Annotated in this window: 16 protein-coding genes; 10 read left to right on the top strand and 6 right to left on the bottom strand. The window is 42.3% G+C overall.

Translation table 11 applies throughout. The features are described from left to right. Positions 1–74: 74 nt before the first annotated feature. From ACSBL2_RS07750 to ACSBL2_RS07740, 3 genes are all read right to left on the bottom strand, one after another. Positions 75–1,865, bottom strand: coding sequence for a RagB/SusD family nutrient uptake outer membrane protein (locus tag ACSBL2_RS07750; protein WP_442591109.1), 1,791 nt, complete (start codon positions 1,863–1,865; stop codon positions 75–77). Positions 1,866–1,873: 8 nt separating this feature from the next. Continuing rightward, the gene (locus ACSBL2_RS07745; protein WP_442591108.1) at positions 1,874–5,113 is read right to left on the bottom strand and encodes a SusC/RagA family TonB-linked outer membrane protein; all 3,240 of its coding nucleotides are present in this window, start codon (positions 5,111–5,113) and stop codon (positions 1,874–1,876) included. Positions 5,114–5,460: 347 nt separating this feature from the next. After that, complete coding sequence (locus ACSBL2_RS07740; RefSeq protein ID WP_442591107.1) at positions 5,461–6,129, bottom strand: DUF3826 domain-containing protein; 669 nt, start codon at positions 6,127–6,129, stop codon at positions 5,461–5,463. 440 nt (positions 6,130–6,569) lie between these two features. Here ACSBL2_RS07740 and ACSBL2_RS07735 point away from each other — a divergent pair, with 440 nt between their 5' ends. Next, the gene (locus tag ACSBL2_RS07735; RefSeq protein ID WP_442591106.1) at positions 6,570–7,439 is read left to right on the top strand and encodes an AraC family transcriptional regulator; all 870 of its coding nucleotides are present in this window, start codon (positions 6,570–6,572) and stop codon (positions 7,437–7,439) included. On the opposite strand, the gene ACSBL2_RS07730 is transcribed toward ACSBL2_RS07735, so the two are convergent. The 3 genes from ACSBL2_RS07730 to ACSBL2_RS07720 all read right to left on the bottom strand — a co-directional run bounded on the left by ACSBL2_RS07730 (position 7,436) and on the right by ACSBL2_RS07720 (position 10,997). After that, entirely contained in the window at positions 7,436–8,356 is a 921-nt protein-coding gene (locus ACSBL2_RS07730; RefSeq protein ID WP_442591105.1) for a dihydrodipicolinate synthase family protein, read from the bottom strand. The two genes, ACSBL2_RS07735 and ACSBL2_RS07730, sit on opposite strands and share 4 nt — an antisense overlap. A 10-nt stretch (positions 8,357–8,366) precedes the next feature. Next, a complete protein-coding gene (locus tag ACSBL2_RS07725; RefSeq protein WP_442591104.1) occupies positions 8,367–9,932 on the bottom strand; it encodes a sodium:solute symporter in 1,566 nt (521 codons plus the stop codon). 528 nt (positions 9,933–10,460) lie between these two features. Continuing rightward, positions 10,461–10,997: a DUF6702 family protein gene (locus tag ACSBL2_RS07720; RefSeq protein WP_442591103.1), complete on the bottom strand. Its 537-nt coding sequence runs from the start codon at positions 10,995–10,997 to the stop codon at positions 10,461–10,463. Positions 10,998–11,065: 68 nt separating this feature from the next. Between ACSBL2_RS07720 and ACSBL2_RS07715 the strand changes: the two genes are divergently transcribed. The 9 genes from ACSBL2_RS07715 (at position 11,066) to ACSBL2_RS07675 (ending at position 22,030) form a co-directional block, all read left to right on the top strand. Next, the gene (locus ACSBL2_RS07715; protein WP_442591102.1) at positions 11,066–13,435 is read left to right on the top strand and encodes a M1 family metallopeptidase; all 2,370 of its coding nucleotides are present in this window, start codon (positions 11,066–11,068) and stop codon (positions 13,433–13,435) included. Positions 13,436–13,522: 87 nt separating this feature from the next. After that, on the top strand, positions 13,523–14,257 hold the full coding sequence (locus ACSBL2_RS07710; protein ID WP_442591101.1) for a hypothetical protein: 735 nt from the start codon (positions 13,523–13,525) through the stop codon (positions 14,255–14,257). 258 nt (positions 14,258–14,515) lie between these two features. Beyond that, entirely contained in the window at positions 14,516–15,280 is a 765-nt protein-coding gene (locus ACSBL2_RS07705) for an ROK family protein (protein WP_442591100.1), read from the top strand. A gap of 1 nt (position 15,281) precedes the next feature. After that, the gene (gene gndA / locus ACSBL2_RS07700) at positions 15,282–16,697 is read left to right on the top strand and encodes an NADP-dependent phosphogluconate dehydrogenase (RefSeq protein ID WP_442591099.1); all 1,416 of its coding nucleotides are present in this window, start codon (positions 15,282–15,284) and stop codon (positions 16,695–16,697) included. 10 nt (positions 16,698–16,707) lie between these two features. Next, positions 16,708–18,222: a glucose-6-phosphate dehydrogenase gene (gene zwf, locus ACSBL2_RS07695; RefSeq protein ID WP_442591098.1), complete on the top strand. Its 1,515-nt coding sequence runs from the start codon at positions 16,708–16,710 to the stop codon at positions 18,220–18,222. Then, positions 18,222–18,947, top strand: a complete 726-nt coding sequence (pgl, locus tag ACSBL2_RS07690) for a 6-phosphogluconolactonase (RefSeq protein ID WP_442591097.1) — start codon at positions 18,222–18,224, stop codon at positions 18,945–18,947. The genes zwf and pgl overlap by 1 nt, the downstream gene beginning before the upstream one ends. Before the next feature lie 184 nt (positions 18,948–19,131). Continuing rightward, positions 19,132–20,271 carry an NAD(P)/FAD-dependent oxidoreductase gene (locus tag ACSBL2_RS07685; protein ID WP_442591096.1) on the top strand — a complete coding sequence of 380 codons (1,140 nt, stop codon included), beginning with the start codon at positions 19,132–19,134 and terminating at the stop codon, positions 20,269–20,271. Continuing rightward, complete coding sequence (locus ACSBL2_RS07680; protein WP_442591095.1) at positions 20,268–20,981, top strand: methyltransferase domain-containing protein; 714 nt, start codon at positions 20,268–20,270, stop codon at positions 20,979–20,981. Before ACSBL2_RS07685 ends, ACSBL2_RS07680 begins: the two co-directional genes overlap by 4 nt. Further along, complete coding sequence (locus tag ACSBL2_RS07675; RefSeq protein ID WP_442591094.1) at positions 20,978–22,030, top strand: type III polyketide synthase; 1,053 nt, start codon at positions 20,978–20,980, stop codon at positions 22,028–22,030. Before ACSBL2_RS07680 ends, ACSBL2_RS07675 begins: the two co-directional genes overlap by 4 nt. The last annotated feature ends 18 nt before the right edge of the window (positions 22,031–22,048 follow it).

The raw sequence follows: 22,048 nt of genomic DNA, 5'->3' as shown, positions 1-22,048 counted from the left end.
TAATGAGTGACCATGGGTCATGATCACTCATTGGTTTTTATTTTATATGGGTTGAATGAGCGCAATCTTTTGAGTTAAGGTGCTGGAACAAAACTACCACCCCAGCCTATATTCTGAGTAATTTTGGTATTGTTGTTTATTGATGAAGTTGGAAGACCGAAGAAATAATACTGGTCCCTCCATTGTATGTTACCATCCCAGGTATCCATATTTTTTATCTGCACATCGAAATACTGGCTGTAAAGGACATCAATATCTACTTTGTCCCTATAGTTGGCATTAGTCGGATCCGCAAACTGAGCGGCTGTAGGTATTCCGGCTCCTGTTTTAAGATTTATTGTCACCCCTCTCCTTGCTTTTGTATTCAGCACATCTGCAAATTTTTTCCACCTGTACAAATCCCAGAATCTTTTTCCTTCAAAGGCAAACTCTATCTGGCGCTCATATAAGATAGCATCAAAAAGCGCAGTTCCGGATAAACCTGCTACCAGTCCGTAATGACCATTTCCTAATTCTATTCCTGCACGTTTACGGATCGCCTCAAGACCAGCATAGGCTTCTGCATTTGCACCAATACCACAGGCTGCTTCAGCGAGGTTCAGTACGACTTCTGCATAACGTATCTCCATCCAGTCCGTTCCTGAAAATTGAACTTCACCAGCAGCAACATTTGGATTTATGGCTTTACGGGTATAAAAACCTGTGTTTGACGCCTTTTGCTCAGACGTTTTTCCACCAGCATAATACGTCCACAAACGATAATTCGTATTTCCATTCAATGGCCAGACCGCACCGTTATATCCAATAGTTTTGTAAAAACGAGGATCCCTGTCCTTATAAAAAAGGTTGTCAGGCAGATCAGCAGCAGGTTTACTTCCGTCTTTCATAGGATACGATTTTACCAGTTCCCATGAAGGTTGGTTAGAGCCTCCGGCCGTGCCCGTATAAGAAGGTCTGGTCTGGTTATCATAGGCATTATTCTTTTTCGTCTGGTCACCTGTTGCATTATTATAACCTGTTACGAAAACAGCTTCAGGATTACCCACTTCAGTGAACCACATATCTCCATAAGAAGAATTTAATCCATATCCGTCCTTATCAAGAATTTCTTTAGCCTTTACATTGGCAGTATAAGCTGCCTGCCAGCGTTCCGGCAGACCACTGGGATTGAAAAGCGGACTGGCATACGTCAATAACACCCTGCCTTTCAATGCGGCGGCGGCTCCTCTTGTTATTCTGCCCCAGTTTGTATTGTCCCATCTTCCTGGCAGATATTTAATTACCGTATCCAGATCTTTAACTATCTGAGCGATACATTCTGCGGTAGAGTTCCTTGGCAGCAAAGCAAGATCTTTAGCTTCCTGACCCACTCCATCTAAAGGGGTAAGCACCAAAGGTACTCCTCCATACAGACGTACAAGATCGAAATATCGCCATGCCCTGAAAAATAGCACCTGGGATTTCAGGCGATTTTTGGTTGCTAAAGGAAGAGTTCCGGCATCAGTATCAGCAATCATCATGTTAATTGTTCTTATTTTGCCATAATTATTTCCTTTATCTAAAGCCGTCCCGAAGTCTGTAACATCTTCTACGGTAAGTGTACCGCGCATAAATTTATTATCACCATAAGATTCATCCGTTAATGTACCACCCCAGAATGGAACACTACCGCTTGTAGTTCCTCCCCATCCCGGCAAATTCTGTTCATAGATATAACCTACGTTTAAGTTAACAAGAGTTGAGTCGTTATAGATCAGTTCTCCCGGAATAGAACCCAGATCACCTTTATCCAATACTTTTTTGCAGCTTGTAAAGGCTAAAAATGCAAAAAAAATGATTGCAATATTTTTACTGTTCTTCATCATTATCATAATTAAAGACTAACATTTAAACCAAGTGAGAACGTTCTTAGATTTGGATAAACATCATAAGCGCCCGTATTGTCTTTATAATCATAAGGATTATAAAAATTGATAGGGTTTGTTCCTACAAAAAATATCTTTGCATTTGCAAGCCCTGCTCTTTCAGCCCATTTAGTTGGCAATCCATAGGACAAATTAATATTGCTCATACGGAATGTAGTTGAGCTTCTAAACCAAAAATCCGTTTTTCTGTCATAATTGTTAGTATAGAAAGGATTTGGATATTCCGCATTAGGATTTTCAGGTGTCCAGTGATCTGCCCAAAATGCTGGTCTGTTAGAGGTTGCTGTTGCTCTTTTGACAGCTGCACTTTCCACAGATTCCTGTCCGCCCCAGGAAAGTCCGATCACCATATTTAAACTGAATGTTTTATAGGTTCCACCCAGATTAAATCCGACGTTGTAATGATTACTTGATTTTGGTGTCAGAAAGGTGTAATCGACATTCTCTGAAATAATTCCGTCAGGTGCAGTAAAATTACCATTCGCATCCCGAGGGCCTCTAAGATCCTGATACTCAATCATACCCAATTTAGGCGATTCACCAAAAGCCTTATAGCCTCTTGCGATCAGTTCATCCAAATGTTCCTGAGTTCTGATGATACCTAAGCTTTTATAACCAAGGACACCCATGTCACTGGAATGACCTACCCCATCAAGAAATGTTCCCGCAAAACCTAATGGTTGATCCATGCGAATATTTTTATTGTCATTCCATTGCAGGAAAGTATTCAAATTATATCCCCAGTCTGATCCAATTTTATCTTTCCAGGTTAGGGACAGCTCATAACCGAAGCTATTGGTGATCCCATAGTTTTCTGCGGGAATTGGCGCACCGATTAGCAATGATACGGAGGAGGTTCTCGTAGTCAGCTGATTATAGTTGTGATCCAAAAATCCATCAACGCCAACGACTAAGCGGCTCTTTAAAAACTGGGCATCAAAACCAACGTTAATTTTTGTATTATTATCCCATTTCATATTCTCATTAGCCAGGGCAATATTTGGACTAATGGCCAATGGTCTGTCAGAATTACCTCCAAAAACCGGTGCCTTACCTGTTAAAAGAGAATAATTTCTTGCATAGCCAAAATTCCTGGTATTATCGATTCCCAACAGACCTACGGAAGCTCTTAGCTTAAAGTAATCAACGAATTTCATACTTTTCTTGAAAAATGGCTCTTCAGACATTACCCATCCCAATGAAAGTGAAGGAAAATACCCCCATCTGTTTCCGGGAGCAAAATAAACACTGGCATCACCCCGGTATGAAAATTCCACAAGATATTTGTCTGCGAAGCTGTAGTTCAATCTACCCGCCCAGGCCAGTCGGCCGAATTCAGATTGTGATTCATCGGACAGATTAACACCAGTTGCATATTGCTGATTGTCGAGCCCCCCCATAATCACACCCTCACGTGCGGCATTAACCAGGTCTGTTTCGCTCTCCACCTGCTCATAAACACCCAGAACAGAAAAGCTGTGCTTCCCAAATTTACGGGAATAATTCAGTGTACCGTTCAGTTGATAACTGTCTTTATAAGAAGAACTAATCCTCACTTTATCACCATTATTTACACTGATCGTTTTAATTACATCACCTCCGTAAATATGTTTATTATCACCGAGCATGCTTAATTGATATACATTATAACGGGTACCATATTGTTTGTTAAATGCATTATCCAGGTTCTTGCTAAAGTTCAATCCTGCTTTTAGCCCAGTAATGAAGGGTACGTCATAATTTAAGGTCGCCTGAACATTAAAACCATTTGTTCTTGCATTGGTATAATTATTCAATTTCTGAACTTCAAAGAAATGAGTACCATCCACAGAACCAGTATTTCCTGTAGTCAGTAAAACTGGCAGACCATTTACATAATATGGATTAAACATCGGTGTTCCGATCAGAGATCTGACGTCATTATCCAGACTCTCACTTCCTTGCTTAAACCAGAATCTTTTATTATTTGATAAATCACCGCTGAGGGATAAGCCCAGATTCAGTCCTTTAGTCAGTTTGATATCAGAACTGGCACGGAAAGTCCATTTATCTGTGTTTACACCATCAAAATTAGATCCCTGAGTAATATAGGAAGCGCCTGCAAAATAAGTTGCTTTGTCACTACCTCCACTTACGTTTAAGGTATGACGTGTTGTCATTGCTGTTTGCCAGGCTTCCGGTAACCAATCCGTACTGTTATTCCTGAAATACTCCAGTTCATCCGGTGTATACCAGGCTGCATCGGCAAGATAGCCGCTACTTCCTGTTGCGACATAATTTCTTGCGGCACGGGTATAGTCATTTAAATAAGTAGCCTGTTCAATTCCAGACATCATTTTTGGCAGCTGTGTCGCATCTGAAGCTCCGACAGAAACACCATAACTTATTTTTGGCACACCTGCTTTACCTCTTTTGGTACGAACCACGACCACCCCATTCGCTCCCTGAATACCATAAATTGCTGCTGCCGCATCTTTCAGGATGGAGATACTCTCTACTTCAGAGGCATCAATCAGGTTAAAATCTTCAGATGTCCTGAAAATATCATCTATCACATATAAAGGCTCAGTTCTTCCACCATCTTTAACCGCAAAAGATGGATTTCTAATCGTAATCTTCGCAGGTTCTCCCGGCCTTGAATAACCGCCTGCAATACTTACACCAGGAAGTTGCCCCCTTAGAGCTGCAGATAGTGTACCTACTGGAACATCAGCAATGACCGCAACATTTACCGTAGCAATTGCTCCCGTCAAATGTTTTTTCTCCTGTGTGCCGTAACCTACGACAACGACTTCATTCAGATCGGAAGCATTTTCTTCCATTCTGACATTGATTTCTGTTCTTCCATTTAGGACAACCTCAACGGCTTTGTAACCAATAGAAGTAAAGATCAAAGTCTCATTTCCTGTCGGTACACTGATATTGAAATTACCATTTGCATCAGTCGATGTACCGGATTTGGTACCGACAATCATGACGCCGACACCTGGCATTGGCTGCCCGGAGGCATCCCTTACTGTTCCTTTAATTCCTTTTCGGTGGGACACGGCTGTTACTTCCCCCGACACGGGTACAGCCTCTTCAGCAACAGCTGCAGAACCTGATAGTGCAAGGGCAATGATTAAATGTGCGGCGGCAATTCTCTGCCATTTGCACAAATAACTTTGCTTCTGTAAATAAATTTTCATGTTAAATACACGTTTAAAATTTGGTTAGATTAAACTATAAGAGAGGGTTATTTTAGCATGCTGATTGCCTGACTTCAGGCCAGCCATCATTCGGAGGGAGTATCTATCTCTTCATACAGTTGAATTAAATCAGTAGAACTTAGTACCAGGAGAAAAAAGGCGGGAATGCTATCATCCTTTTAAGCACGAATCTCTTTGGCAAATAAAAACTGAGGTTAATGAATGTTAGGTTTATACAATTGGTCAGGTAAATTTCGCTGGTCAAATATATCGGAAGGATAAACTGCTTTTTTATACCATTTTCACCAGGTTTTGTAGCATCTTATCCTTCAGATTTTAAGCTGAAATCAGTGATTTGCAGACCTGGCTTTGATCCTTTCCTGCCAGGCTTCGCCTTCTTTTTTCATATCAATACCGGCAGCAGAAAGGTAATTATTGATCCTTCCCTTATACTTGCCAAACCAGGCATGTTTTTTCTTTGAGGATTCCGCATCCATGGCTTTCTCCCTGGCTTCAACCAGCCATTCCATGATCTGTTTTTTCTGTGGTGCTGTCAGCTGTGGAAGCATTTCCATATAGGCACCATAGGTAAGCGGCACCACACCATAGGTCATGCCGTCTTTCACCGCAACCACCTGTTCTTTATTTAACAGGTGCGACAGTTTTTTCAGATAAGGCTTATGCAGCTTGGCAACTGACAATTCTGAAGTTAACTGATTTTTATTCATACTATCTTGCTTTGCTTCCTTATTAAGCAAAGAATTACTTTTAATCTCTTTCTCTTTAACATCCCTTTTGGTATAGACTTCATTCAGACTGATGTATTGTGCTGCGATGACCTCTCTCAGTTGAATGGCTTTAGCCGAATCATTAAGTTGTAACTTCTGAACAATTTTCCAGGAACGGTCTTGAATAGCAGCACGATAAACAGAATCCTCTGCCACTTTGTTAGTCTGTGCCATTCCCGAAATGGAACAGGACACAAGCATGATGAATAATAAAAATTGCTTTTTCATAAGTTTTAATTTGGTTTTTTATTTTTGAACCCGGTATAACCTATTCTTCATTTAATAGAATTTTCAGCTACACTTGTTTCATCACTATATAATTTTTTTTATTTAAAACATTCTGGATGAGTATAATCATTTCATTAAGTGAGAGGTAATGTATCAGAGATTAATTTATGAATGCTTCTTTCAGACAAAATCATATATAAAAAAATCATCTTCTTTGATTCAGGGAATAGCGCTTATGGTATCATATTTGGTTAAAACAATTAAATGTATAAAAAAACGGGGGGTTAGTTTCTACATATCGATACAAATATGGATAATCAGTTCACAGTATTGTTACCAATTATTACCAACTTTTTATATCATATTATCATTACAATTTCGTAGTATTGTCCCGCTCTAAGAGCGAAAACCAAATATATTTCCAAAAATCTGAACAGAACATGAAACCACTTTTTCATAAAGTTCCAATTAACATCCAAAACACGTTCGGGATAAGACACAACATTGAGCCAAACTTTGGTAAAATCTGGCATTACCATCCCGAATTAGAACTACATTATGTCGTGAAAGGGGAAGGCGTAAGATTTATAGGCGACAATATCAGCAATTTTTCTTCCGGAGAAATAATACTGTTAGGCGAAAATCTTCCGCATACTTTCCGCTGCAGCGATAAATACTACCAGCAAAACGACTCCCTTGAAGTGGAAGCTATCGTCATCCAGTTCCTGCCGGACTGCCTCGGAAAAGATCTCTTTAACCTCCCGGAAGCCTACCTGATCCCTAAATTATTTGAAAAGGCAAAGAAAGGAATGGTACTCTCCGGTGAAACCAGGGAAAAGGTGGCTGACCTGATGAAAAAAGCAACCACGGCATCCCATATGGACCGCCTGATTTTACTGCTGTCGATACTAAGCACCCTGTCTGAAACGGACGAGTATGAATCGATTACTTCTGGCTATGCTTTTTACCATTCCAATGAATCTGATATCATCAGGTTAAACAAAATTTATTCTTATACCCTCTCTAACTATAAGAAAGAAATCAGCCTGGAGGAAATATCCTCTATCAGCAACCTGAGCATTACTTCATTCTGCAGGTATTTCAAATTGATGACGAAAAAAACGTATTATGATTTCCTTATTGAAATCAGGATCAGCCATGCCTGCCGTTTGCTGGTTGAAGATAAGATACCTACCGAAGTCATTTGTTTTGACTGTGGTTTCAACAATGTATCGAACTTCTACCGTCATTTTAAGAAAATAGCCGGAATGACGCCGATGGACTATAAAAGGAGATACCTCCTGAATTAAATTCCTATTCTCTGCTGAAGGATATGATAACTGGCATACAATTGCCTTACTTCCTTCATCCTGTCAGCAGAGAATTCACCAACTTTCCGCCTGGTGAAAGTGGAAATATCCAATCCCTGTTGCTGAAGCGAATATTTCGCTGCCGTAGGATAAATATTGTGCATCACGTCCATATGAAGGTTGAGGAAATCCTGTATGGCATCTACCCCATCTTTCATAGCTTCATTATCGAAATTTTTGCAGAGCCATACAATTAATTCCGGGAAGTAATTGCCCTGAATGCAGGAGAGCCCTGCAGCACCTGCACGCAGAGATTTTACGGCATGCCCCATATAGGCATCGTAAAGACCAAAACAGTTATTATCTGCTGCAGCCAGCTTTGCCTTTACCTGTTCAAGGTCCAGACAGGTATCTTTATGATAAATTACCCTTCCTGTGGCTACAAATGACCCCAGCTGCCTGGAAGAGAGTATTCTTTTATAGGGAACCGGACACTCATAGAAACCTACCGGGATGGATGGGGTAAGATCGAACAATTCAAAAACCTTTTCATTGAAAACAGCTTCGGGATCTTTTTCTTCTGCCAGCAGACTGGTAATTAAGATCACGGCATGCACACCCGTATCATAGATTCTTTTCACATACTCCGCCTGCTTTCCAATAGGCCCTCCAAATGTACCTGTAGCCACCACAGGTACAGCTCCTCCCGTCATTTCTACTACCCTCCTGGTGAGCTCTATCTTCTCTTCCGCACTCAATTCGAACATCTCACTGGATAAACAATTGGCAAAAAGCCCTTTCACACCAGACTGCAGATACCGGTCTGTTAGTCTGCCCAGTGAGGTATAATCTATTTTGCCATCATCACTGAAAGGAGTGAGCATAACAGGAATGAATCCTTTTTGTGATTTGTCCATGCGTACCTATTTAAGTTTCGTTAATTTTTTCTTTCTTTCCCCTGCTCAGTAAAAGTCCCGCCAGAAAAATAGTGAGCGTGCCGATTACCACAATCATATTACTGTGGAACATGCTCTTAAGAAATCCATAATCCCGTGGGATGCTTCCTGAGAAGGTCATCCATAAAATGACCAGGACACCTATAATTGTTGCGGTGAGCGCTTCCGAATTTCCCGCCCTTTTACTGATCATCCCCAGTAAGAACAGCCCGAGCATTCCTCCCGAGAAAATCCCGGATAACTGCCACCAGATGTCGAGTATACTTTTGATCCCGATCATCGCGACTCCCGTAAACATCCCCATCACCCCAAACAATGCCGTACTGATGTAAAGCACTTTCATCAGTTGTTTATCATTTAACGCAGGATTGATATAACGTTTGTAGATATCTATAGAGAATACCGTAGCAGAAGCATTCATCCCTGAACTGATCGTACTCATTGCAGCCGACATGATGGCAGAGATAATAAGTCCCACCAGTCCAGTCGGAATTTCATTGACCATAAAATGGGGCATGATCTTATCCCCATAATCCTCTGGTACCAGTACATCCATTACAGATTGAATGGCTTTTTCGCTGGAATGTACAGGTAAGCGTTCCATGGCCACCTGGTGTTTCACACTGATAATTAAATCGGGGTTCACCTGGTAATAGGCATATAAAGAGGAACCTATGATAAAAAACAATAAAGATATGGGAACATAACAGACCACACATATCCATAAAGACCGTGACGCCTGTGCAGAGTTTTTTGCCGTATGGTAACGCTGCACATAATTCTGGTCTATCCCGAAATTGTTCAGGTTGATAAAAAAACCATAAAACAGTACCACCCAAAAAGTGGATTCCTTGAGATTTGGAGATAAACTGCCCAGACTGAATTTATTCTCTGCGGCACCGATGGATATGATCTGTGAGACCCCTCCCGGCATATTCCTGACGATCAGGTAGAGGATGAGGAAGGCACCTAGTGTTTTGATCACTGCCTGCACAACTTCAGTCCATATGACCGCCTCTATTCCACCCAATACGGTGTATATAATGATACAGGTTCCAACGACAATCATAATCGATTGCATACTGTAACCTGTTAATGCCTGGAGACTCAAGGCAATCCCGAAAAAGATAGAGCCCATTCTAGCCAGCTGAGTGAGCAGGAAACAAACAACAGCATACGTTCTTGCCCATGGCCCGAATCTTTTTTCTAGGTGGGTATAAGCAGAAACCTCCCCTGTCCTCCGGTAAAAGGGGACAAAATATTTTGAGGCAATGTAAGCCGCAAATGGCATGGCGAGACTAAAAACGAATGCATTCCAGTTACTGCCGAAAGCCTTCCCCGGGACACCGAGAAAGGTATTGCTGCTTAAAAAGGTAGCATATATGGAAAGTCCTATTGCCCAGCCAGGGATACTGCCCGCAGCTTTGGTGAACTGATCTGTGCTTTTATTCTTTCTGGAAAAATAAAAACCTACCAATATCATGCTCAATAAATACAGCGCAATGACAACGAGATCTAAAACCGGTAAATTTTTCATAAATCCAAATTAGACATTTATGTGAAATGTCTGCCAGTATTTTAACAATACCTGGATTCGCAAAGCTATCTGAGTTGATAAATATTTCTTTGTATCATTTTCTCTTCATTTGGTATGATGTTATCCTGAAGCGGTGACCCTCACAGGTTACTTCCCCCTGCTTTTCCTAAGGCGCAAACGATTAACAGTACAGGACACCGTGAGCGATGCTTCGGCACGTCGTCGGAAAAACACCCAGTATATACCCAGTCGATACACACTATATACTCAGTTTTTCCTTGTTACTGCCCCGTATCAGCTCGCTGTAAACTGAGTGTCTGCAGGCAATCTGCCCAACCACATCCCAACCAATTGTCGAATCATCTTACTTTCAGCAGGGCTTACAGGCAATACCATTCATTTCCTCTGCACCACTAATAGATACACAGGGCTTCAATAAGAAACCAAAGGTGGATTTAGGACAACCTGGCAGACCAGATATAAACCAATTGCAAACAAAGCAGCTTTCACAGAGAGGGCAAAAGGAGACTACTTCAGTATTGACGACAATACCTTATCCGGATAATTGAGTTTTGCACTCTTCCTGCTGCCATGATAAGTGATATGGAAAATATTAATCTGGTCATCAAAAAGATCATAAAGAACAGTACAAGTGGTTTCCATTTTTTCAGGATTCATTACCTTTTCTGACTCTATATAAACAATAACGGCCTCTTTGTCATTTTCAAAACCAATATAACTTAAGCCCAGTTGTTTTCCATTGACAGCGACCTGCAGATGTTCTGCCATATACTTCCTGACCAATTCGTCCATCGCCTTATGTTTCACTGCGGAAGACAGGTCAGATTTTACCTTATATTTTTTACTGAGGATATCTTCAAAATCATCTGTAAATATGCGGCAGCTGATTTCCATCGTTTTGCCATTAGCATTGTAATTGATCTCTGTAGAACTTAAATGTAAGGGATGACGACTATTTTTTACTGTTGTTAAATCTTTTTCAGCAGTAAAAGCCCCCAGAAAAACGTAACAAAATAGTAGATATTGGGAAATAAAAGTCAACATAGTGAGTTTTTAATTTTTTCTATACAAAAAAACGGTTTAAATTTATACTTTCATCAAAAAAACATCAAATGAATAAAACTTTAGCTGCATTTATCCTGCTTGGTTCTTCCTGGCAGCTTTCATTTGCTCAAAATATCCAAAATAATCCCGGCAGTAACCACGGGAATAAATTTGAACAGTTGGGTACCATTCTTTCTACGCCTAACGAGCAACGGACTGCAAGCGGTGCCCCTGGAGTAAAATACTGGCAGCAACGTGCAGATTATGACATTAAATGTAGCCTGGATGAACAGAAACTGATGCTTACCGGTGCAGAGAAAGTTACCTATTTTAACAACTCACCTGATGTACTGACCTATATATGGTTACAGCTGGATGAAAACGAGCACAGCAATGTGAATAATGCCAATTATCAGAGCAGTACACAATTGCCGGAAAATTATAGCACCACAAAGTCACTCGACAATGCACAGGCCAGCGATGCGGACAATGGAATGGGAGTTTCTATACTTAAAATTACGGATGCAGCAGGCAAAGCCTTAAAATACACCATCAATAAAACAATGATGCGGGTGGAAATGCCGGTACCATTAAAGTCAGGCCAACAATTTATATTCAACGTGAACTGGACCTACAAAATATCCGACAGGATAAACGAAGGAGGCCGCGGAGGTTATGAGTTCTTCCCTGAAGATGGCAATTATCTGTTTACCATGGCGCAGTGGTATCCGCGACTATGCGTCTATAGTGACTTCCAGGGCTGGCAAAATCACCAGTTTACCGGCAGAGGCGAATTTGCCCTTACTTTCGGTAACTTTAAAGTGCAAATGACGGTTCCTTCCGATCACCATGTGGGATCAACCGGAGAATGTATCAACTACAGCGCGGTACTCAGTCCAGTTGAACTCGCCCGTTACAATAAAGCAAAAACATCGGCCGAGCCTGTGGAGATCGTGACACTTGCTGAAGCAAAAAAAGCAGAAGGTACCAAAAGTAAAACGACAAAAACCTGGGTCTTTCAGGCGAATGATGTGCGCGACTTTGCATGGACCTCTTCCAGAAAATATGTCTGGGATGCCATGGCACAAAAAGTTGAAGATAAATCGGTCATGTGCATGAGTTTTTATGGTAAGGAAGCCTATAACCTGTACCGCCCTTATTCTACAAAAGCAGTAGCCCATACCATTAAAACCTATTCAGATTTCACCATCCCTTATCCTTATCCGGTAGCACAAAGTATAGAAGCTGCAAACGGAATGGAATATCCAATGATCTGCTTCAACTACGGCCGGACTGAAAAGGACGGTACCTATAGTGAAAGTTCAAAAAACGGAATGTTGGGGGTAATTATCCATGAAGTAGGACATAATTTCTTCCCTATGATTGTCAACAGTGATGAACGCCAGTGGACATGGATGGATGAAGGACTCAATTCCTTTGTGGAATACCTGACAGAAGAACTGTGGGACAATAAATTCCCGATTAAAAAAGGAGCAGCGTATACCATAGTAGATTACATGAAACTGCCAAAGGATGAGCTGGAACCTATCATGACCAATTCAGAAAACATCACCCGTTTTGGTCCCAATGCCTATTCGAAGCCCGCTACAGGCCTGAATATCCTCCGCGAGACTATTATGGGCAGAGAGTTGTTCGATTATGCCTTTAAAGAATATGCCAGAAGATGGGCTTTCAAACATCCTACACCCGCAGACTTATTCAGGACCCTGGAAGATGCGAGTGGTGAAGACCTCGACTGGTTCTGGAGAGGCTGGTTTTATGGAACCGACCCTTGTGATATTTCCCTTGATGCAGTAAAAATGGGAAAACCTGATGTCAATGCTAAAATTCCACCTGCCAATGTGAGAATGGTGAAAATTGATCCGCCGGCAGTCAATGCATTTGATGATATTTCTAAAGTGAGAAACAGGGAAGATAAAAACATTAAGTTTTATACCGATCTTGATCAGTCCACCCAGGATTTTTACTGGAGATACGACCGTGGCCTGGAGAAATATGACACCAAAGAGCGTAAAATTGAGATTCCCGCACCATTCGAAAAGCTATCAAAAGCCGAACAGGAGAAATATGCAGGCAAATTTTACTATGAGCTGGATTTCAGCAATAAAGGCGGCCTGGTGATGCCGATAATTGTAGAATTCACTTTCGCTGATGGCAGCAAAAAGATTGACAGGATCCCTGCACAGATCTGGAGGCATGATGAGCAGAAAGCATCTAAGTTTTATGTACATGACAAAGAAGTAACGGCCATTAAGCTTGATCCGATGCGTGAAACCGCTGATATCGACGAGAGCAATAATGTCTGGGGCGGAAAAGCGGAAGAATCTAAATTCCAATTGTTCAAACAGAAAACAATGGCCGCCCGCGGACAGTCTGTTGGAGGTAACCCAATGCAAAATGCAGCAGCTAAAAAGTAATATTTTATAACCTTTTTCAAAACCTGCCGGATAGAAAATTATCCAGGCAGGTTTTTTTTTGTACCATTGTAAAATAATTTTGAAGTTTTGAATTACAAAAAGATCCCTTCACTGCTGTTCCTGTTAACAATGGCATTTATGGTAAATGCCCAGCAGTATAATAATGCGAAAAGCATACCTGCATGGAAAATCAGTTACCATTTGGATTTCGGATCACCAGACCGGCAATTGGAATCTACAAAGGATGGGTATCAGGAACAATCTGTCATGATGGAACTTGCCAAGTCACTTTCCGGATCATCTGACCAGACACCACCCCTGGTTTGTTATGTGAACACCAGCTATATCAGGATTGAACAAAATGGTCTTGGCGGAGGCATTACGCTGGCCGATAAAAGGGATACCATCAGCTACCTTCTGGACACCACAGCTAAAACAGCACTGAAATATCCTGCAGAAATTGCCAACCTCCATACACAGTTGGGCAGCGATTCACTGGTGGTCATCAGCTCTGAAGGTTTTAAAATGGAATTATTAAAAGATACCATGACGATAGCCGGCCAATTGTGCAGGAAGGCGACTTTTATAAATCCGGATTATGCCCAGCATACCATCACGGTTTGGTACGCTCCTGCCCTGCCCCGTCTGTACTGGCAAAAATACAGCTACCTGAAGAACATCCCGGGTTGCGCATTGTCCATCGGTACCGTATCCAAAGGAATGAATGTCGGGATCAAGGCAGACCATGTGGAGAAGGTCAATAGCCCGGAAAGTTTTTTTCTCCCTCCTGCAGATTATACCATCTCTGATGGAATATTTTGATCATGATCATAGTTTGAACGGGAATATCGCCAAATCGGGTAGCCTCCCTTCATAGCTAAAACGATTAAACCTACCAGCAAAAAGTCATGTAGAAATCAAATTAATGGTTCCTGACACCCTTCACAGGGGCTTAATTGGACTTTTATCTAAATCAATTGGATAATCAGGCAATCTTACATAGATTCAGTCTTTATGTGGCGGGAAATTTGTTAATTTGAACCATCAAATATTTTGAGCAATCTCACAAAGAAATTAAACATGCCTGGCATAGAAAAAACAGAAGAAAGCAAGAACATTTTATCAATTGATATCGGTGGAACCAGTATCAAAGCATGTTTACTGACACCGGAAGGCGAGTTATTTTCAGCGTATACAAAACTACCTACCCCAAAAAACGCTACACCCGTAGAAGTATTAAAGGTAGTGCATGAACTGGTGAGCCCTTTACAGGATTACTGTAAAATCGCGATTGGCTTTCCCGGTTATGTGAAATGTGGCATCGTGGAAACCGCGCCAAACCTGGCAAAAAACAAATGGGCAGGCTTTCCTCTTGCTCAGGAAGTGAGTGATCTTTTAGGCCGGCCGGTGAGGCTGATTAATGATGCCGACCAACAGGCTTTAGGGATTATTTCAGGCAAGGGTTTTGAAATCGTGCTCACACTGGGCACAGGATTTGGTACTTCCCTGACCTATGACGGAGAACTGCTTCCCCACCTGGAACTGGCACATTTCCCGATCTCAAAAACTAAAGATTATGACGACTATATCGGTGACCGTGCTTATGAAAAAGAAGGGGAAAAGAAATGGAATGAACGTGTGCAACGCATCATAGAAATTTATAAAACCGTCTTTAATTATGACACTCTCTTCCTTGGAGGTGGAAATGCAAAACACATTTCTTTCGATTTAGACCATAACATACACATCGTTTCTAACAGGGATGGGATTAAAGGCGGCGCCAAGCTTTGGGCTGCTGAAGAAAAATACCACATTTTTACAACCTATCCAAAATCAAATACATAAAATGGAAAGTAAATACACATTAGGAATGATAGGGCTCGGTACGATGGGCCGTAATTTATTACTGAACATGGCCGATAATGGCTTTGCTGTTACGGGTTATGATAAGGATCCGAATATGATCCAGAAACTCAAGGAAGACGGGGCAAAACACAACCTCAATGCTTATGAGTCTCTGGAAGATTTTATTCAAAGCCTGGAATTACCCAGAAGAATAATGCTGCTGGTACCGGCAGGACCAATAGTGGATAGTGTAATTAAAGAATTGGAGCCTTTACTGGATAAGGGTGATATTATAATTGATAGCGGAAACTCACATTTTACAGATACCAGCAGAAGAGCAATAGAGCTGTCTGACAAAGGCATCCATTTCTTTGGTATGGGAATCTCAGGAGGTGAAGAAGGTGCGCGTTTTGGCCCGAGTATCATGCCTGGTGGGGATAAAACCGCATACGGAGCCATGAAAGAAATCCTTGAAGCAGTATCTGCAAAGGTAAATGGCGATCCATGTGTAACTTACATTGGTCCGGGTGCATCAGGACACTTTGTCAAAATGGTGCACAATGGAATTGAATATGCCATGATGCAGCTGATGGCTGAAGCATATGACCTGATGAGAACCGCTTTAGGTTACAGCAATGAACAGATCTTCAGTGTATTTGAAGAATGGAACAACGGCAGATTGCAATCTTTCCTCATGGAAGTCACCAGAGATATTTTTGCCTTTAAAGATGAAGTTACCGGTGGTTTCCTGATTGACATGATCAAAGACGAAGCCAAATCCAAAGGAACAGGAAAATGGACAACACAGGTATCTGTAGACCTGCAATTGCCTATCCCAACAATCAATGAGGCAGTGACGACCAGGGACTTATCCAAATATAAAACATTACGTGTAAACTTATCTAAAACTTATCCTGAAGAAAAAGTAACCGTAGAAAATAAAGAAGCATTTATTGTAGAACTGGAACAAGCCATGTATTTTTCAGTAATTACTTCTTATGCACAGGGATTACACCTGCTATGGCAGGCCTCAGCAAGCTATGAATATGATTTAAATCTGCATGAAATTGCACAGATCTGGCGTGGGGGTTGTATCATCAGGGCAGCTTTCTTAGAAGATATATACCAGGCCTACAAAAAACAGCCAGACCTGGAGCACCTGTATGCTGACGCAGGTATTGCCTCAAAGATGAAAGAAATCCTTCCAGGTATGCGCAATGTAGTTATTGAGGCCACTAAAATAGGTCTTGCCATTCCTGCATTTGCCTCTGCCCTTACCTATTTTGATTCGCTGCGCACTGAAAAACTGCCGGCCAATTTAATTCAGGCCCAAAGGGATTTCTTTGGTGCACATAAATTTGAACGTACGGATGCAGAAGGTGTTTTCCATGCCATCTGGAATCCTGTAAAAGCTTAATCAAGACGAAATGAAAACAAGTCAATGTCTTAATCCAACCATCTTTGTTATTTTTGGTGGTACCGGAGATCTTAACATGCGCAAACTTGCGCCCGCATTATATAATTTACAAGCCGATGGTTTCATGCCAAAGGATTATGCCATCATTGGAACTGCCAGAAGTAAACTTACTGATGCCCAGTTCCGCGATACCATTCAGGCAGGAGTGAATCAGTTCTCCCGCTCCGGAAAAGTAAAAAAAGAAAAATGGGATAAATTCGCAGAGCATGTGTCTTACAACGCTGTTGATGTTTCCGCACCCGATACTTTTGCCGTCTTAAAAACCAATATCGAAAAAATTAAAGCAGAATTCGGCCCAAAAACACAGGTGATTTACTACCTGGCTGTGGCACCGAACCTTTTTCCACTAATTGCACAATGCCTGGAAAAATATGACCTGGCCGGTGATGAGGAAAGCTGCCGTATTGTGATTGAAAAACCTTTCGGAAGGGATCTGGAGACTGCAAAAGCGCTGAATAAACTGTTGACAGGCATCTTTACCGAAAAACAGATATATAGAATTGACCATTACCTGGGCAAGGAAACTGTTCAGAATATCATGGCTTTCCGTTTTGCCAACTCCTTCCTGGAGCCACTATGGAACCGTACTTACATTGACCATGTACAGATCTCTGTGACAGAGCAATTGGGTGTGGGCGACCGCGGTGGTTATTATGATGGAGCCGGTGCCATGAGAGATATGATCCAGAACCATATCCTGCAGTTGTTATGCCTGATTGGTATGGAAACGCCCATTAATTTTGAAGCCGATGAAATCAGGAATAAAAAAGTAGATGTACTGAAAGCCATGCGTCCTTTTGGTCCTGAAGATATCCGTTTCAGCACTGTCCGCGGACAATATTCCAAAGGATGGGTTGAAGGAAAAGAAGTACCGGGATACAGAAGTGAGAAAGATGTTGCTGCTGATTCCAATACAGAAACCTTTGCAGCCATTAAGTTCTTTGTGGACAACTGGCGCTGGCAGGGAATTCCTTTCTATGTGCGTACAGGAAAGCGTTTATACCAAACTTCTTCACTGATCTCTATCCAGTTCAAAGATGTTCCTCACCAGGTTTTCCCTGCAGGAGTAACGGAACACTGGCAACAGAACAGACTGATTATCAGCATACAACCAGAGATGAGTATCCGTTTACAGGTTCAGGCAAAAAGACCGGGCCTTGATATGGTGTTAAATCCGGTAGATATGGTGTTCGATTATAAAGGTACATACAGCGCACAGGCACCTGAGGCTTATGAAACTTTATTACTTGATGTCATGCTGGCCGATCAGACACAGTTTATGCGTGCAGATCAGGTGGAAAGTGCATGGGAATTATTGATGCCTGTTGTCAATGCCTGGGAAACTAAAAAATCATTAAGCTTCCCTAATTATCATGCAGACTCATGGGGGCCTGAAGATGCGGAAGCCCTGATCGCAAGGGATGGTTTCCACTGGTTTACACTACCTTTAAAAAATGAAGACTAATGAATTTGTTAATCTATAAAACAAAGCCGGAATTGCTGGAAGACCTTGCAGATTATATCATTAAAATAGGCGAAAAGGCAATAGCTGAAAACGACTGTTTTAATTTTGTACTCACAGGCGGGAATTCCCCGAAAGAATTGTACGAAATGCTTTCCAGCACTTACCGTGATCAACTGGATTGGACCAAAGTATATTTCTTTATCGGTGATGAGCGTAATGTTTCTCCTGACCATGAAAGCTATAATGGTTTGATGGCTAAAAAATCAATTCTTGACCCGCTCCATATTGCGTCAGACCATATCTTTTTAGTAGATACTACTCTGGCTCCCGAAAAAGCGGCTATTGAATATGCCAAAGCGATTTCAACACATTTTAAAGGAGCTGATATCAGCTTCGACCTGATTCTTTTGGGTATGGGTGATGATGCCCATACTGCATCATTGTTTCCTGGAACTGACGTTCTGGATAACAAAGAGGTGACTGTGGAAACGGTGTATGTAGAGAAGTTATCTACTTACAGGATCACCTTTACCGCACCTTTGATCAATAAAGCGAAAAATGTGGCTTTCCTTGTTTTTGGGGAAGCTAAGGCCGAAGCGGTTAAACATGTGATTGAAGATGAGCATAAAAATCCTCATTTGTATCCTTCACAACTTATTCATCCCGTGGATGGCAGCCTGACCTGGTTTATGGATACGGAAGCTTCCCAATTACTGGAGAATTAAGTTGTCCTGAAGGTGATATCCTGCCTGCATCAGGTATGCAGTACCGGTAAAAGCCCTGTTCTTCTAAAAAAGGACAGGGCTTTTTTGTAGAATTTTTTTTCAGGAATCCGAATGCCGAAAATAGGGCTGGCAGACAGAACAATTCAGACTTTCTGTATGTTACACTTACACCTCGATCCCTGCTATGATGAATGATCAGACAGATATTTTAATTGTTGGCGGCGGACTGGCAGGACTCACTGCTGCATTGCACCTGCAAAAGGCAGGCATGGACGTTTTGCTGATTGAAAAATCTCCTTATCCGAATCACCGGGTATGCGGGGAATATATATCCAATGAGGTGTTACCCTATTTTCAGTGGCTGGGGGCTGACCCTCAACCGCTCGGACCTCACCAGATTAACAGTTTACAATTTACCAATACCGGGGAAGGCAGCATCAGGACAGTCCTCCCGCTTGGCGGTTTTGGGCTTAGCCGCTATTGCATTGATAATTTCCTATACGAGAAGTACAGAGACCGCGGTGGCCGCATCCATTTCGATACGGTAACTGCCATTAACTTTGACAATGAGGTATTTCATGTACAAACCGCTCAGGAGAAGCAGATTCGCGCAAAGCAGGTTATTGGGGCTTACGGCAAAAGGACAGCTATGGACATGAAGCTAAAAAGACCGTTTATTAAAAAAAACTCTCCTTTCCTGGCCGTCAAGGCACACTACACTGGGGATGTTGAAAATGGATTAGTTGCACTGCATAACTTCAGGGGTGGTTATTGTGGGGTATCGAAGATAGAAGATCAAAAGATAAACATCTGCTATCTCGCAGATTACAACTCCTTCAGCAAATACAAAAACCACCTCGCCTATCAGGAGAATGTACTGTATAAAAACCATCGCCTGAAAGCGGTACTGGAAAAAAGCACCATGCTTTTCGATGCTCCCCTATCCATAGGACAGATCTCCTTCGGTGCAAAGCAAACCGTTACTGCACATATGCTGATGATAGGTGATTCTGCCGGCATGATACACCCGCTTTGCGGGAATGGAATGGGGATGGCAGTCCATGGTGCAAAAATTGCTGCTGAACTGCTGATTGCGCAAACACAGGGAAAGATTAAAAGCAGACTGCTGCTGGAGCAACAGTATACCCAATGCTGGAACAATACATTTAAATCACGCCTAAGGATGGGAAGTATCATATCGGCCTTGCTGAGAAAGGAAAAGCTCGCAGAATTTCTACTGGGCAGCGTCCTCCGGATTCCTCCGGTGCTGCCATTTATGATCAGAAAAACACATGGCAAACCAATAACTGAAAGTCGGATATGAGGGTAGATACAACTTACCGGAGCAATGCCCCGGAGCTGATGGACGACTTTGAGATGGAGGGTGAAGTGTTGCGTGATGCTTTAGATAAAATTGCCAGCATCAACCGGTTATTGGGCGGAAACAGGCTAAGTCTGGAAGGCGTGGAAATGCTACTACAGGGCCTAGCAAAAACACGGGTCATCCGAATTGTGGATATGGGTTGCGGAAATGGCGATATGCTCCGTACCTTATCCGGTTATGCATCCCGAAATGGATGGACGTTTGAACTTATTGGAATTGATGCCAATCGTTTTACGGTTACGCATGCAAGCGCTTTATCCCGCAACTATCCGGATATCAGCTACCTATGCACTGATATATTTCAGGAGGTGCTGACTGCAGATAGCTATGATATTATTTTGTGTACCCTTACCCTGCACCATTTCAAGGACGATGACATCACCTGGCTGCTTCAGCAGTTTAAGTCTGCAGCGAAACTGGGTTTTGTGATCAATGACCTGCAGCGCAGTAGTATAGCATATTACCTGTTTAAGGCATTGTGCTTTGTATTCCGCCTTAATCACATGTCACGCGAGGATGGTTTGGTGTCTATCCTCAGGGGATTTAAAAAGAATGACCTGGTTCGCTTTTCGAAGCGCATAGACAGTAAAAATTATATCATCAGGTGGAAATGGGCATTTCGTTACCAATGGATAGTAAAAAGATCATGAAAGTAAAAATTACAGGCGTCAGCAAGGCATTGCCGGAATATTCAAGAACTACGGCAGAGATACTCCCCTTTTTGGAAATATGGCTACATGGGCAGGACCCAAGGTTCATCAGAAAGGTGAAAAAGATATTTGAGAATGCCGCGGTGGATAAGCGGTATTCCTTTATGTCACCGGAGGAAGTATTTTCTGGCCTCAGCTTTGCCGAACGAAACGAAATTTATATCAGGGAAGGGATCAGCTTAGGAAAACAATGCCTGCAAAAGGCACTGAACAAGGCCAACTGGCTGCCTGCAGACCTGGACTATATCATCACAGTGAGCTGCACTGGCATTATGATCCCTTCGCTGGATGCTTACCTGATCAATGCTCTCCGTTTGAGGGGCGACGTAATACGCCTGCCAGTGACTGAAATGGGTTGCGCGGCAGGGGTTTCCGGAATTATCTATGCCAAAAACTTCCTGAAAGCCAATCCCGGGAAACGCGCAGCGGTGGTTGCTGTTGAATCACCTACAGCTACCTTCCAGCGGAACGATTTTAGTATGGCAAATATAGTGAGCGCCGCCATATTTGGTGACGGGGCAGCCTGTGTCCTGTTATCTTCACATGAGGACGATGAGGGTCCGGAGGTAGTTGATGAGGGCATGTACCATTTTGATGATGCCGAACAACTGATGGGTTTCAGGCTGACAAATACGGGACTGCAGATGGTGCTGGATGTTGGGGTACCGGAGACCATAGCCAGTCATTTCCCCGCAATCATCAATCCCTTTCTGGAGCGGAACGGTTTGGATATTGCCGCAATCGATCACCTGATTTTCCATCCTGGAGGAAAAAAGATCGTACAGGTTGTGGAAGAACTGTTCGGTGCGCTGGGGAAGAACATTAATGATACCAGGGAAGTGTTACGCCTGTATGGTAACATGTCCAGCGCAACGGTGTTGTACGTCCTGGAACGTATTCTTGACCAGCAGCCACAACGGGGAGAAAAAGGGCTGATGTTGAGCTTCGGACCAGGATTTTCAGCACAAAGAATTTTATTGCAATGGTAATGAAGACGAATCTGGAGA

Source organism: Pedobacter sp. AW31-3R (genome assembly GCF_052180285.1).
Classification (GTDB): domain Bacteria; phylum Bacteroidota; class Bacteroidia; order Sphingobacteriales; family Sphingobacteriaceae; genus Pedobacter.
Note: the sequence above shows the minus strand (reverse complement) of the source record. Positions and strands in the feature narration are given on the sequence as shown.

Bases quoted from the DNA above. Each gene is read 5' to 3' on its own strand.
- ACSBL2_RS07750 (WP_442591109.1), bottom strand. From the start codon at position 1,865: ATGATGAAGAACAGTAAAAATATTGCAATCATTTTTTTTGCATTTTTA.
- ACSBL2_RS07745 (WP_442591108.1), bottom strand. From the start codon at position 5,113: ATGAAAATTTATTTACAGAAGCAAAGTTATTTGTGCAAATGGCAGAGA.
- ACSBL2_RS07740 (WP_442591107.1), bottom strand. From the start codon at position 6,129: ATGAAAAAGCAATTTTTATTATTCATCATGCTTGTGTCCTGTTCCATT.
- ACSBL2_RS07735 (WP_442591106.1), top strand. From the start codon at position 6,570: ATGAAACCACTTTTTCATAAAGTTCCAATTAACATCCAAAACACGTTC.
- ACSBL2_RS07730 (WP_442591105.1), bottom strand. From the start codon at position 8,356: ATGGACAAATCACAAAAAGGATTCATTCCTGTTATGCTCACTCCTTTC.
- ACSBL2_RS07725 (WP_442591104.1), bottom strand. From the start codon at position 9,932: ATGAAAAATTTACCGGTTTTAGATCTCGTTGTCATTGCGCTGTATTTA.
- ACSBL2_RS07720 (WP_442591103.1), bottom strand. From the start codon at position 10,997: ATGTTGACTTTTATTTCCCAATATCTACTATTTTGTTACGTTTTTCTG.
- ACSBL2_RS07715 (WP_442591102.1), top strand. From the start codon at position 11,066: ATGAATAAAACTTTAGCTGCATTTATCCTGCTTGGTTCTTCCTGGCAG.
- ACSBL2_RS07705 (WP_442591100.1), top strand. From the start codon at position 14,516: ATGCCTGGCATAGAAAAAACAGAAGAAAGCAAGAACATTTTATCAATT.
- gndA (WP_442591099.1), top strand. From the start codon at position 15,282: ATGGAAAGTAAATACACATTAGGAATGATAGGGCTCGGTACGATGGGC.
- zwf (WP_442591098.1), top strand. From the start codon at position 16,708: ATGAAAACAAGTCAATGTCTTAATCCAACCATCTTTGTTATTTTTGGT.
- pgl (WP_442591097.1), top strand. From the start codon at position 18,222: ATGAATTTGTTAATCTATAAAACAAAGCCGGAATTGCTGGAAGACCTT.
- ACSBL2_RS07685 (WP_442591096.1), top strand. From the start codon at position 19,132: ATGATGAATGATCAGACAGATATTTTAATTGTTGGCGGCGGACTGGCA.
- ACSBL2_RS07680 (WP_442591095.1), top strand. From the start codon at position 20,268: ATGAGGGTAGATACAACTTACCGGAGCAATGCCCCGGAGCTGATGGAC.
- ACSBL2_RS07675 (WP_442591094.1), top strand. From the start codon at position 20,978: ATGAAAGTAAAAATTACAGGCGTCAGCAAGGCATTGCCGGAATATTCA.